Below are 15,462 nucleotides of genomic sequence, written 5' to 3' on the forward strand. Positions count from 1 at the left end.
CTACACATTCCTTCAAAGGATATTCGTAGCCATAGATCAGGCGTTTCGGCCGTCGCGTGTGTCACTGCTCCTGCCCACTCCGCTGTGCACGCTTTCAAGGACTGAATCGCCTGATCCACGAAGGAGCTCTCCGTGGACAGTCGCGCCGCCTCCCGTTCGCCCGCCCGTTTCTCCCAACTGTCGCTGGCCGTCAGCCTGGCCGTGACTGCCATGGCCTTTGGTCTGCACGGCGAACAGGCACTGGCCGCCTGCAGCCTGGCCGGTTCCACGGTGACCTGCAGCGGCGCGGCCAACCCGCTCGCGCCGAGCTATTCCAACAGTGGCAGCGGCCTCACCGTCAACGTCAACACTGGTGCCTCGCTGGGCGTGCTGCTGGGCGTGGGCGGCACCGCGCTGTCGCTCACCGGCAACAACATCACGTTGAACAACTCCGGTACCGTCAACCCGTCGTTGCTGGGGATCCTGAGCATCCAGTCCACTGCGGCGCTGATCGGCAACACCAGCACCGCCAGTACCATCAACATCACCAACAATGCCACGGGCGTGATTCGCGGTACCGGCGCCGTGCTCGGTGCCAGCCTGTTGAACCTCACTGGCATGGCCCTGGACGTGCGTAACGCTGCCGGTGGCGTCACCACCATCAGTAACGCCGGGAGCATCGGCTCCGCGGCGCTGGCCAGCCTGACGATCCTCAGCGAGGACACCCCGGTCATCGCCGTGAGCGGGGGCGGGTCGGTGGACTTCACCAACACCGGCACCGTGCTCGGTCGTACAGCATTTCAGGCGTCGGCAGCCGGCAACACCTTCACCAACGCCGGGAGCCTGACCGGCAGCCTCTCGATGGGCGCGGGCAGTACCAACCGCTTCAACGCCATTACCGGCTCCAGCCTCAGCGCGGGAGCCGGTATCGGTGTTTCGCTGCTGGTCACCAGTAACCCCAACCTGGCCTTCGCGCCTGCAGGGGTGGTCGACGGCGGTGCCGGCGGCACCAACACCCTGGCGCTGCAGAACACCATCGGCGGCGGCAGCGGCACCACGGGCAGCGGCACCATCAACGCCTCGAACTACATCAACTTCAACCGCCTGATCGTCGACAGCGGTACCTGGTCGCTGATCGGGCAATTGCTCAACGGCACCACCCAGACCACCCTCAACGGTGGCTTGCTCAATTTCGACAATGCCAGCGCCTTCGGTAGCGGTGGCATCACGGTGAACGGCGGTGGTCTCGCGGGCACGGTGGCAGGCCTGGGCCTGAACAACGCGCTGACCTTGAATGCCGGCCTGAACGTTGGCGGTGCCACCGACATGGCCCTCAATGGCGTGGTCTCGGGTGTCGGCGGCTTGACCAAGACCGGTGCCGGGCTGCTGACCCTTGGCGCCAGCAACACCTACAGTGGCGGTACCACCCTGGCCGCCGGCGGCCTCAACCTGACCAGCGCCACGGCGCTCGGCAGCGGCGGGTTGACCGTCAGTGGCGCCGGCAGCCTGCAAGGCAGCGTGCCGCTGGTGTTGAACAACGCGGTGGCGTTGAACGCAGCCTTGACGCTGCCCGGCAGCAACGCACTGACCCTTGGCGGCGTACTCAGCGGCACCGGCTCACTGGTCAAGAGCGGCACTGGCAGCCTGACGCTCAATGGCATCAATACCTTCAGTGGTGGCACCTCCCTGGGCGGCGGAACGCTTACCTTGGGTAGCGACACGGCGTTGGGCAGCGGCGCCCTGACGGTGACCGCCAGCAGCATCCTGGACAGTGCCTCGGCGCTCAACCTTGGTAACGCGATTGCCCTGAGCGCAGGCACGCTCACCCTCGCTGGCAACAATGCCACCACCTTGGGTGGCATCATCAGCGGCACCGGTGCGCTGGCCAAGGCGGGCGCCGCCGACCTCACCCTCAACGGCGTAAATACCTACAGCGGCGGTACCAGCCTGGCGGGTGGCAAGCTTACCGTCGGCAACAGCAGTGCGCTGGGCACTGGCGCGCTGACCCTGGGTGGCAACGCCAGCCTCGATGCCAGCAGCGCGGTAAGCCTGGGCAACGCCATCAGCCTTGGCGCCAACACCCTGAACCTGCTCGGCACCAGCGCCACAACCCTGGGTGGCGTGATCAGCGGTACCGGTACACTGGTCAAGAGTGGGGCAGGGGACCTGGCGCTGAACGGCAACAACACCTTCAGCGGCGGCCTCACCCTCAATACCGGCAAGCTCACCGTCGGCAACAGCAACGCCCTGGGCACCGGCGCCCTTACCCTCGGCGGCAACGCCAGCCTGGACGCCAGTACGGCGGTGAGCCTGGGCAACGCCGTCAACCTTGGCGCCAATACCCTGAACCTGCTGGGCACCAGCAGCACCACGCTGGGCGGCGTGATCAGCGGTACCGGCGCGCTGGTCAAGAGCGGCAGCGCCGGGTTGACCCTGAACGGCAGCAACACCTTCAGCGGCGGCACGACCCTAAACAGCGGTGTTCTCACCGTGGGCAACAACAACGCCCTGGGCACCGGCGGCCTCACCTTGGGCGGCAACGCCAGTCTTGATGCGGGCGTGGCGGTGAACCTCGGTAACGCCATCGACCTGGCTGGCAACACCCTTACCTTGCCTGGCACCAGCGCAACCACCCTGGGTGGTGTGATCAGCGGCACCGGCGCGCTGGTCAAGAACGGCAGCACCAACCTGACCCTGGGCGGCGCCAACACCTTTAGCGGTGGCCTCACCCTCAACGCCGGCACCCTGACCCTGGCCAGTGCCACGGCGCTCGGTACCGGCGCCCTGACCGTGGGTGGCGCATCGACGCTGGCCAACACGGCGGCGCTGACCCTCGGCAACGCGGTTAATCTGGGCGGCAACCTGACCCTGACAGGCGCCAACAACCTCAACCTGGCTGGGACCCTCAGCGGCACCGGCAGCCTGGTCAAGAACGGCAGCGCCAGCCTGACCCTCAGCGGCAACAACACCCACAGCGGCGCCACCACGCTCAACGCCGGCACCCTGGTGCTGGGCAGCAACACCGCGCTGGGCACCGGCGTGCTCAACGCCGCGGCCAACACCAGCCTGGACACCAGCGTCGCCGGGCTGAACATCGGCAACGGCCTGAACCTGGCCGGCAACCTGAACCTGCCCGGCAGCAACGACCTGACCCTGAGCGGCGTCATCGCCGGCAGTGGCGGCCTGACCAAGGCCGGCAACACCACGCTGACCCTGACTGGCGCCAATACCAACAGCGGTTCCACCTTCCTCAACGGCGGCACCCTGGTGGTCGGCAACAACACGGCGCTCGGTACCGGCATCCTCAACACCGCCGTGGGAACGCACCTGGACGCCAGCACCGCGGTCAGCCTGGCCAACGACGTCATCGCCGCTGGCCCCCTGACCATCGACGGCACTGCCAACCTCGGGCTGAGCGGCGTGATCAGCGGCATCGGCTCGCTGGTCAAGAACGGCAACGCCAGCCTGACCCTGAGTGGCAGCAACACCTTCACCAACGGCACCCAGCTCAATGCCGGTACCTTGATTCTTGGCAGCAACACCGCGCTGGGCATCGGCGGCCTCACCTTGGGCGGCAACGCCAACCTGGACACCAGTACCGCCGTCTCGGCGACCAACAGTATCAGCCTGGGTGGCAACACCCTGACCGTGCTGGGCAGCAACGCCACCACCCTGACCGGGCAGATCAGCGGCACCGGTGCCCTGGTCAAGAGCGGCAGTGCCGGCCTGACGCTCAATGGCAACAACACCTTCAGTGGCGGTACCACCCTGAACGCCGGGCTGCTGACCCTGGGCAACAGCAATGCCCTCGGCACTGGCGGCCTGACCCTGGGCGGCAATGCCAGCCTCGACGGCAGCGGCACCCTGAACCTGGGCAACGCCATCAACCTGGCCGGCAATACCCTGACCCTGCCAGGCAGTAACACCACCACCTTGGGCGGGGTGATCAGCGGCACCGGTGCACTGGTCAAGAATGGCGCCACCAACCTGACCCTGAGCGGTGCCAACACTTTCAGCGGCGGCCTCACGCTCAATGCCGGTACCTTGACCCTGGCCAGCGCCGCCGCGTTGGGAACCGGCGCGTTGACGGTCGGTGGCGCGTCGACCCTGGCCAACTCGACGGCAATGACCCTGAACAACGCCGTCAACCTCGGTGCCGACCTGACCCTGCCGACCACCAGCAACCTCACCCTGGCTGGCACCCTCAGCGGCACTGGCGGCCTGGTCAAGAACGGCAGCGCCACCCTGACCCTGAGCGGCAACAACACCCACAGCGGCGCCACCACGCTCAACGCCGGCACCCTGGTGGTCGGCAGCAATACCGCGCTCGGCACCGGCGCGCTCAACGCCGCCAACAACACCACGCTGGACACCAGTGCGGCTGGGCTGAACCTAGGCAACGCGCTCAACCTGGCGGGCAACTTCATCCTGCCCGGCAGCAACGATTTGACCCTGAGCGGCGTCATCGCCGGTGCCGGCGGCATCACCAAGAATGGCGGCACCACCCTGACCCTGACCGGCAACAACAGCAACAGCGGCATCACCCGTCTGAACGCCGGTACCTTGGTGGTCGGCAGCAACACCGCGCTGGGTACCGGTACCCTCAACACCCTGGCCGGTACCCACCTGGATGCCAATACGGCGGTGAGCCTGGCCAACGATGTGAACATCGCCGGCCCGTTGACCATCGATGGCAGCGCCGACCTGGGCCTGAGCGGCGTGGTCAGCGGCATCGGTTCGCTGGTCAAGAATGGCAACGCCAATCTGACCCTGAGCGGCAACAACCTCTACACCAACGGCACCCAGCTCAATGCCGGCACCCTGACCCTGGGCAGCAACACCGCGCTGGGCATCGGCGCCCTGACCGTGGGCGGCAACGCCAATCTCGACGCCAGTACCGCTGTCGCCGTGACCAACGGCATCAACCTCGGCGCCAATACCCTGACCGTGCTGGGCAGCAACGCCACCACCCTCGGCGGCCTCATCAGCGGCAGCGGTGCGCTGGTCAAGAACGGCAGCGCCGTGCTGACCCTCAACGGCAACAACACCTACAGCGGCGGCACCACCCTCAATGCCGGCACCCTGGTCCTGGGCAACAACAACGCCATTGGCGGCGGCGCCCTGAGCGTGGGCGGCAATGCCAGCCTCGACTCCAGCGCCACCCTCAACCTCGGCAACGCCATCGCCCTTGGCAACGGCGCTACCCTGACCCTGCCAGGCAACAACACCACGACCTTGGGCGGCGTGATCAGCGGTGCCGGGGCCTTGACCAAGGACGGCAGCAGCAATCTGACCCTGAGCGGCGCCAACACCTTCAGCGGTGGCCTGAACCTCAATGCCGGCACCCTGACCTTGGCCAACGCCGCCGCGCTGGGCACCGGCGCATTGAACGTCGGCGGCGCCTCGACGCTGGCCAACAGCGTGGCGATGACCCTGGGCAACAACGTAAACCTCGGCGCCAACCTGACCCTTGGTGGCAGCAACAACCTGACCCTGGGCGGTGTGCTCAGTGGTACCGGCGGGTTGATCAAGAACGGCGTGTCCGACCTGACGCTCAGCGGCAACAACACCTTCAGCGGCGCCATCGACCTGCTTGGCGGCAGCATCACCACGGTCGGCAACACGGCCCTGGGCAACACCTCGGCGGTCAGCGTCGGCGCCGGCACCAGCCTCAATCTCGGCGCCAGCGCCACCATCGGTGGCCTGAGCGGGGCCGGCACGGTGAACATCGCCGGCGGTGGTGCCCTGACCCTGGGCGGCAACAACCTCAACAGCGTGTTCAGCGGTGCCCTGGCCGGCAGTGGCGGGCTGGTCAAGACCGGTACCGGCAGCTTCGAGCTGTCCGGCGTCAACGTGCTCGGCGGCAATACCACGGTCAATGCCGGCCTGCTCAACGTCACCGGCTCACTGGCCAGCCCCAGCGTGCAGGTCAACAGCGGCGCCAGCCTCGGTGGCACCGGCAGCTTGCTCGGCGCAGTCGACATTGCCAATGGCGCGCACCTGCTGGCCAACAGCGGCGCGACCCTCAGCACCGGTGCGCTGACCCTGCACAGCGGCTCGATCCTCGACTTCGGCCTGGCATCGCCGGCCACCGGCGGCACCGCAGTGGTCAGCGTCAATGGCAACCTGACCCTGGACGGTACCCTCAACGTCACCGACCTCGGCGGCTTCGGCACCGGTATCTACCGGCTGTTCGACTACACCGGCGCGCTGGTCGACAACGGCCTGCTGATTGGCAACGTGCCGGGCGTCATGTTGCCCGGCGACCTTCAGGTGCAGACGTCCATTGGCAGTCAGATCAACCTGCTGGTCGGCGGCGCCACTGGCACCGTGCAGTTCTGGGACGGCGCGCAGAGCGTGCCCAATGGCGTGATCGACGGCGGTTCCGGTACCTGGAACGGTGGCAACACCAACTGGACCGATGTCAACGGCGTGCTCAATGGCAGCTGGGCCAGCGACTTTGCGGTGTTCCAGGGCACCGCCGGCGATGTCACCGTGGTCGGCACCCAGGCCGCCACCGGCCTGCAGTTCGTCACCAACGGCTATCGCCTGATCGGCGCCGGTGGCCTGAACCTGGTCAACGGCAGCAACGGCGCCTTTGCCTTGCGCGTCGACCCGGGCGTCACCGCGACCCTCAACGTCGGCCTCTCTGGCAGCGGCCAACTGGCCAAGGTCGACAGCGGCACGCTGGTGCTCAATGGCGCCAACAGCTATACCGGCGGCACCCTGTTCAATGGCGGCACGGTGGTGGTCGGCAACAACACCGCCTTCGGTACCGGCACGGTCAGCACCGCCAACGGCACTACCCTGGACAGCAATACGGCTGTCACCCTCGGCAACGCCTTCAGCCTCAGCGGTGCCCTGACCGTCGCCGGTTCCGCCGATCTGGGCCTGTCCGGCGTGGTCTCGGGGGTTGGCAGCCTGATCAAGAACGGCGGCGCCAACCTGACCTTGGGCAATGCCAACACCTACAGCGGCGGCACCAGTCTGGGTGCCGGTACCCTGACCCTGGGCAACGCCCAGGCCCTGGGCACTGGCGGCCTCACCGTGACCGGCGCCGCCAGCCTGGCCACCACCGGCAACCTGGCGCTGGGCAATACCATTGCCCTGAACGCCAACCTCACCCTGCCAGGGAGCAACGACCTCACCCTCAACGGTGCGCTCAGCGGCACCGGTGGCCTGATCAAGGGTGGCGCCGGTACGCTCACCCTCAACGGCAGCAACAGCCAGCAGGGCATTACCAGCCTGAACGGCGGCACCCTTGTGGTCGGCAGCAACACGGCGCTGGGCACGGGTGCCCTGAACGCAGCCGGCGGCACTACCCTGAGCAGCAATGCCAACGTCACCCTGGCCAACCTGATCAACCTGGCCGGTAACCTGACCGTCGCCGGGGCGCAGAACCTGACCCTGGGCGGCAACGTCACCGGCGTCGGCGGCCTGACCAAGACCGGCAGCGGCACCCTGACCCTGAACGGCACCAATGGCAATCTGGGCAACACCAATCTCAATGCCGGCACCCTGGTGCTCGGCAGCTCCAGCGCCCTCGGCCTCGGCCAGCTCAACGCGGCTGCCGGGACCACGCTGGACAGCGCCTCGGCGATCACTATCGGCAACACCGTCAACCTGGCGGGCAACCTCACCATCGCCGGCAGCAACGACCTGGGCCTGGGCGGGCTGGTCACAGGGGCCGGCAGCCTGACCAAGAACGGCGCCGGCAACCTCACCCTCAGTGGCGCCAACACCTTGATTGGCGGCGTGACCCTCAATGCCGGCACGCTCACCCTGGGCAACAACCAGGCCCTGGGTACCGGCAACCTTGTCGTCGGCGGCGCCGCCAACCTGGCTACCACGAGTGCCTTGACCCTGGCCAACCAGGTGGCGCTGAACGACACCCTGAGCCTGACCGGCAACAACGACCTGACATTGAACGGCGTGATCAGCGGTACCGGCGGCCTGACCAAGACCGGTACCGGCAACCTGACCCTCGGCGCCGCCAACACCTACCAAGGCAGTACCACGCTTGGCGCTGGCACCCTGACGCTGGGCAACAACAGCGCGCTGGGCACGGGCAGCCTGTCGGTGACCGGCAACAGCACCCTGGCCACTATCGGCGTGCTGCAGGTGGCCAATGCCATCGGCCTCGGCGCAGGTACCACTCTCGGCGTCAACAACACCCAGGCCCTGACCCTCGACGGTGTCATCAGCGGTGCCGGGGCGCTGAACAAACTGGGCGCCGGGCAGCTGGTACTCAATGGCAGCAACACCTATGCCGGCGGCACCTCGCTGCAGGCCGGCAGCCTGCTGCTGGGCAATGCGGGCGCCTTGGGCAGCGGGGCCTTGACCGTCAACGGCGCCGCCGGCCTCGACGCCAGCCAGGCGCTGGTACTGGCCAATGCCGTCAACCTCGCCGGTGGCAACCTGACCCTTGGCGGCAGCCAGGCGCTGACTCTCAACGGCGTGATCGCCGGCAACAATGGCCTGGTCAAGAACGGCGCCGCCAGCCTGACCCTCAACGGCAACAACACCTACAGCGGCGGCACCACCCTCAACGCCGGCACCTTGGTGGTCGGCAGCAACACCGCGCTGGGTAGCGGCGACCTCAGCACCGGTGCCAACACCAGCCTCGATGCCGGCGGTGCGGGCGCTACCCTGGCCAACAACGTGCACCTGGGCGGCACCCTCAACCTGCCGGGCAGCGCCGACCTGACCCTCACCGGCGTGGTGGATGGCGTCGGCGGCCTGAACAAGGCCGGTGCCAGCACCCTGACCCTCAACGGCGCCAACAGCTACCTGGGCGGCACCACCCTCGGTGCCGGCCGGCTGGTGGTCGGCAACGACAACGCGCTGGGGCAGGGGGCTCTGACCGTCGCTGGGGCCTCGTCCCTCAGCAGCGGCGCCAGCACCACCCTGGCCAACAACGTCACCCTCAACGCTGGCCTGACAGTCGATGGCAGCAACGACCTGACCCTAAACGGCGTGATCAACGGCACGGCAGGCCTGACCAAGAACGGCAGCGGCAACCTGACCCTCAATGGCAACAACGGCTACCAGGGCGGCACCCAGCTCAACGCCGGGCGCCTGACCCTGGGCAGCAGCGGTGCACTGGGTACCGGCACCCTGGCGGTCACCGCCGACGCCACCCTGGCCAACAGCTCGGCCATGGCCTTGGGCAACACCATCGCCCTGAGCAACGGCGCCAACCTGACTATTGAAGCCGCCAATGTGCTGATCCTCAGCGGCGACCTCGGCGGCAGCGGCAACCTGGTCAAGACCGGCGTCGACGACCTTACCCTGGTCGGGGTCAAGACCTTCACCGGCAACGTGGATATCCAGGCGGGCTCCCTCACCACCCTCGGCAGCGGTGTGCTGGCCAACGTCGACACCCTCAACGTCGGCGCCAGCGGCCAGCTCAACCTCAACGGCAACGCCAGCCTCGGCAGCCTGACCGGCAGCGGCCTGGTCGATGTCGGCGTCGGCAGCGTCCTGAGCCTGGGCGGCAACAACCTCAGCAGCACCTTCGCCGGTGGTCTCAACGGCCTGGGCGGCCTGACCAAGGTCGGCAGCGGCACCCTGACCCTGACCGGCACCAGCAACCTGGCCGACAACACGCTGGTCAACGCCGGTACCTTGAAGGTCGACGGCACCTTGGGCAGCAACCTGCTGACCGTGGCCAGCGGTGCGACCCTCAGCGGCAGCGGCACCGCCAATGCCTCGGTGGTGATCGACAACGGCGGCCACCTGGCCGGGCAGAGCGGCGCCACCCTGGGCCTCGGCAGCCTGGTGCTCAACAGCGGTTCGATCGTCGATATCGGCCTCGGCTCGCCGTCCACCGGTGGCACCGCGCTGTTCAACGTCGGTGGCAACCTGACCCTCGACGGCACGCTCAACGTCAGCAGCATCGGCGGCTTCGGCAACGGTGTGTACCGCGTCTTCGACTACACCGGCGCTCTCACCGACAACGGTCTGGACTTCGGCAGCCTGCCGCTGGGCGTGGGCCTGGGCGACGTGACCTTGCAGACTGCCCTGGCCAACCAGGTCAACCTGCTGGTCAGCGCTGCGGGGCTCAATATCCAGTTCTGGGATGGCAGCCAGAACGTGGCCAACGGTCAGGTCGACGGCGGTGCCGGCGTGTGGAACGCCGGCAATACCAACTGGACCGACCTCAACGGCCTGACCAACACCACCTGGGGCAGCACCTTCGCGGTGTTCCAGGGCACCGCCGGCGATGTCACCGTCGACGGCAGCCAGACGGTCAACGGCCTGCAGTTCGTCAGCGATGGCTACCGCCTGCTGGCCGGCACCGCCGGCGCGCTCGACCTGATCAACGGCACGAGTGGCGACACCAGCGTGCGGGTCGATCCGGGTGCCACGGCGACCCTCGATGTCGGCCTGACCGGCGTCGGCAAGCTCAACAAGCTCGACAGCGGTACCCTGGTGCTCAACGGCAGCAACAGCTACAGCGGCGGTACCGTGCTCAGTGGCGGCACTTTGATTGTCGGCAGCAACACGGCCCTGGGCAGCGGTACGCTTGAAACCGCGGCGGGTACCACCCTCGACAGCAATGCCTCGGTCACGCTGGCCAATGCCATCACCCTGGCGGGGCCGCTGAACATCGCCGGCAGCAACGACTTGGCGCTGGGCGGCAACATCGGCGGCGCCGGTGGCCTGGTCAAGGCTGGCAGCGCCCGGCTGGCGCTGGCTGGCAACAACACCTATGCCGGCAACACCGCGCTCAACGGCGGCACCCTGGTGCTGGGCTCCAATACCGCGCTGGGTAGCGGCAGCCTGAACACCGTGGCCGGCACCAGCCTGGACAGCAGCCAGGCCGTGACCTTGGCCAACAACGTCAACGCTACCGGCGACCTGACGATCCTGGGCAGCAACGACCTGACCCTCGGCGGCACCGTCGGCGGCAGCGGCCGCTTGCTCAAGGCCGGCCTCGCCCGCTTCGCGCTGATGGGCGCCAACACCTACAGCGGTGGTACCGAGCTGCAGGCCGGCACCTTGGTGGTGGGCAATGATGCGGCCCTTGGCAGCGGCGGGCTGGATGTCACCGGTAATGCCAGCCTCGACAGCGCCAGTGCCGTAACCCTGGCCAACTCGGTCAATGTCAGCGACGTGCTCAACGTGCTGGGCAGCAATGACCTGCACCTGGCCGGCGTGCTCAGTGGTGCAGGTACCTTGAACAAGAGCGGCCTGGCTGACCTGACGCTGTCGGGCAACAACACCTTCAGCGGCATCCTCAACATTCTTTCAGGCAGCCTGAGCACCGTCGGCACCACCGCCCTGGGCGCCCAGAGCGAGCTGAACGTCAGCAGTGGCGCCAGCCTCAACCTCGACGGCAACACCACATTGGGTGACATAGGAGGCACTGGTGCGATCGCCATCGCCGCTGGCAACAGCCTGAACGTCGAAGGCGGCACCTTCGATGGCAATATCGGTGGCACTGGCACCCTGAACAAACTCGGCGCCGGCACCCTGGCGCTGCGCAGCGCCAACAGCCACACCGGCAATACCAACGTGCAAGGCGGCGGGCTGAAGGTGGATGGGTCCCTGGCCAGCGGCACGGTCAACGTCGCCAGTGGCGCCACCCTCAGCGGTGCCGGCAGCCTCGGTGGTTCGGTGACGGTGGCCAATGGCGGCAGCCTGGCGGCCATCGGCGGCAGCACCTTGAACGCCGGCAACCTGGTGCTCGATAGCGGCGCCAACTTCAACGCTTCACTGGGCGCGCCGTCGGCTGGCGGCACACCGCTGGTCAACGTGGCCAACGATCTGACCCTGGGCGGCACCCTCAATGTCACCGACATCGGCGGCTTCGGCGCCGGCGTGTACCGCCTGTTCGCCTACGGCGGCAGCCTCACCAACAACGGCATGAGCTTCGGCACCACGCCGGTGCCGATCACCGACCTGACGGTGCAGACCGCCGTGGCCAACCAGGTCAACCTGGTGGTCGGTGGCGCCAGCAACGTGTTGTTCTGGGACGGCAGCCAGACCGTGGCCAACGGTGTGATCGAGGGCGGCAGCGGCGTCTGGGATGCCACCAACACCAACTGGACCGACGCCAACGGCGTGCTCAACGGCACCTGGAACGATACCTTCGCCGTGTTCCAGGGCGCCCCCGGCACCGTCACCGTGAACGGCAGCCACAGCATCACCGGCCTGCAGTTCGTCACCGACGGCTATGTGCTCAATGCGGGGACGGCCGGTGAACTGCTGGGCAACGGCACCACCAACCTGCGGGTCGACAGCGGCGTCACCGCCACCCTCGACGTCGCCCTCAACGGCACCGGCAGCGTCGCCAAGCAAGACGGCGGCACATTGGTGCTCAATGCTGCCAATGGCTACAGCGGCGGTACCGCCCTCAACGGCGGCACCCTGGTGCTAGGCAACGATAGCGCGCTGGGCAGTGGCGCCCTGACGGCCGCGGGCGGCACCACGCTGGACAGCAACACCGCCGTGACCCTGGCCAACAATGCCGTGCTCAACGGCGCCCTGGCCATCGCCGGCAGCAACGCCCTGACCCTCAACGGGGTGGTCAGCGGCACCGGTGGGCTGATCAAGAATGGCGCTGGCCTGTTGACCCTGAACGGTGCCAACACCTACACCGGCGGCACCCAGATCAACGCAGGCGGCGTGGTGGGCAATACCACCAGCCTGCAAGGCGCGATCCTCAACAACGCGGCCCTGACCTTCGAGCAGAACGCCAATGGCAGCTACACCGGCAACCTCACCGGTACTGGCACGCTGACCAAGAACGGCACCGGCGAACTGCTGCTGACCGGCATCAATGGCCTGACCGGCGCGACCCAGGTCAACGCTGGCAGCCTGCTGGTCAATGGCCGCCTCGACAGTGCCAGCGTGCAGGTCGCCACCGGCGCCCGCCTGGGCGGCAGCGGTACCTACGGCGGCGCGGTACAGATCGCCAATGGCGCCACCCTGGCCGCCGGCCAGAGCGCCACGCCGCTCACTGTCGGCAGCCTCGACCTGGCGTCGGGCAGCGCCCTGGACTTCAGCCTCGGCGCCCCGGCGGCCTCCACCACCGTGGCCAAGGTCAACGGCAACCTGGTGCTGGACGGCACGCTGAACATCACCGATGCCGGCGGCTTTGGCACCGGTGTCTACCAACTGTTCAGCTACGGCGGCACGCTCACCGACAACGGCCTGGTGTTCGGTGCGATTCCGGGCAGCGTGGTGCTGGGTGACCTGACCCTGCAGACCGCCATCGCCAACCAGATCAACCTGGTGGTGCAGAACTACGGCGAAGAGCTGCAGTTCTGGAATGGCGGCAAGACCAACCCCGATGGCAGCATCGGCGGCGGCAGCGGAACCTGGGGGCCGAACACCGGTTGGACCAACGCCGGTGGCACCAGCAACGAAGGTTGGAGTGGTGGCTACGCGGTCTTCGGCGGTACTCCGGGCACCGTCACCGTGGTCGGCAACCAGTCGTTCGAGGGCTTGCAGTTCCTCAGCAACGGCTACCAGGTCGTTCCGGGCGCTGGCGGTAGCCTGACGCCGGTCAATGGTGCCGATGGCAGCCTGGCGCCGGTGCGTGTCAACGCAGGTGCCACCGCCACCGTCAGCGTGCCGCTGGTCGGTAGCGGCGGCATCGAGAAACTCGACGCTGGCACTCTGATCCTCTCGGGCGCCAACACCTACAGCGGTGGCACCACCGTCAGTGGCGGTACCCTGGTCGGCAACACCACCAGCCTGCAGGGCAACATCCTCAACAACGCCAACCTGGTCTTCGCCCAAGGCAGCAATGGCACCTTCAACGGCACTCTCAGCGGTACCGGCACCACCACCAAGCAGGGCGGCGGTACCTTGCTGCTGACTGGCAACCAGCCGTTCAGTGGCGCCTTCAACGTCAACCAGGGCGTGTTGCAGGTGGGCGATGCGGCCAATCCGGGCAGCAACCTCGCAGCCCAGGTCACAGTGGCCAATGGCGCCGCACTGACCGGCAACGGCACCGTCGCCGGCCTGACCAACAATGGCACCGTGCTGCCAGGGCCTGCCGGTAACCTGAACGTGTCGGGCAACTTCACCAACGGCGCCACCGGCACCTTGGTGATCGACCTCGGCACATCGCCGGTGAACTACCTGAATGTGGGCGGCACCGCCAACCTCGGCGGCAGCCTGATGGTCGCCAACCTGGCCAGCGGCAATGGCCAGTACACCGTGGTCAGCGCCGCGGGCGGGGTGAATGGCACCTTCGCCACCACCAACCTGGCCAACTCGGCGTTCCTCAATAGCTCGCTGAACTACGGCGCCAACCAGGTGACCCTGTCGGTCAGCCGCAACGGCAACTCCTTCGCCGATGTCGCCGCCACTGGCAACCAGCGTGGCGTGGCCACCGCGCTGGCCAGTGCCGGGGCGCCGGCCGAACTGGTCAACAACTTGCTGCCGCTGGACCGCCAGGGCGCCCAGGCCGCGTTCGACAGCCTGTCCGGCGAGATCCACGCCAGCACCGCGACCGTGTTGATCGAGGACTCGCGCTACGTCCGCGACGCGGTCAATGACCGCCTGCGCCAGGCCGACTGCACCAACCAGGACGACCCGCGTCGCACCCTGGCGCCGACCGCCAACCAGCAACTGACCAGCGAAGGCTGCCAGGGCCAGGCCGTGGGCTGGATCCGCGCCATCGGCGGCTGGGGCACCTACGACGGCAGCAGCAGCCATGCCAGCGTCGACCGCGACCTGTCGGGCTTCATGCTCGGTGTGGACCGCGCGCTGGACGATGAGTGGAAAGTCGGCGCCGCCGCCGGCTACACCCGCTCGAGCATCGACGCGCACCGTCGCCGCTCCGACGCCACGGTGGACAGCTACCACCTGACCACCTACCTCGGCTACCAGCTCGATGCCTTCGCCGCTCGCCTGGGTGTGGCCTACAGCTGGCACGACATCGACACCAAGCGCGATGTCACCGTGGGCAGCTACGACGACCGTCTCAAGGCCAAGTACAAGGCGCGTAGTGCCCAGGTGTTCGGTGAGGTGGGTTACGCCATCGATGCCGGCGGCATTGCCCTGGAACCGTTCGCCGGCCTGGCTTATGTCAACTACGACAGTGACACCGCCCATGAGAAGGGCGGGGCAGGGCGGCTGGAGGGCAAGGTCGACCAGGATGTGACCTTCTCCACCCTGGGCGTGCGGGCTGGCAAGCGCATCCTGCTCGACAACGGCAGCACCATCACGCCGCGGTTGTCGGTGGGCTGGCGCCATGCATTCGGCGACGACAAGCCCGATGCTGACCTGCGCTTCATCGGTGGCGGCGACGGTTTCAGTACCGAGGGTGTGCCGATTGCCAAGGATGCGGCGGTGGTCGAGGCCGGGGTGGACCTGTCGGTGGGCGCGAGCGGCAAGCTCGGGGTCGGGTACTCCGGGCAGCTGTCCAGCGAGAACCGCGACCATGGCGTGGTGGTGAGCTTCAGCATGGGGTTCTGAGGTCGCATCCGGGGCCGCTACGCTGCCCATCGCGGGGCAAGCCCG

Annotated in this window: 1 protein-coding gene; it reads left to right on the top strand. The window is 67.7% G+C overall.

Translation table 11 applies throughout. The features are described from left to right. The first annotated feature begins 132 nt into the window (after nt 1–132). Entirely contained in the window at nt 133–15,417 is a 15,285-nt protein-coding gene (locus tag ACODS9_RS25350) for an autotransporter-associated beta strand repeat-containing protein (protein WP_489095031.1), read from the top strand. The last annotated feature ends 45 nt before the right edge of the window (nt 15,418–15,462 follow it).

Source organism: Pseudomonas sp. FG36 (genome assembly GCF_057809275.1).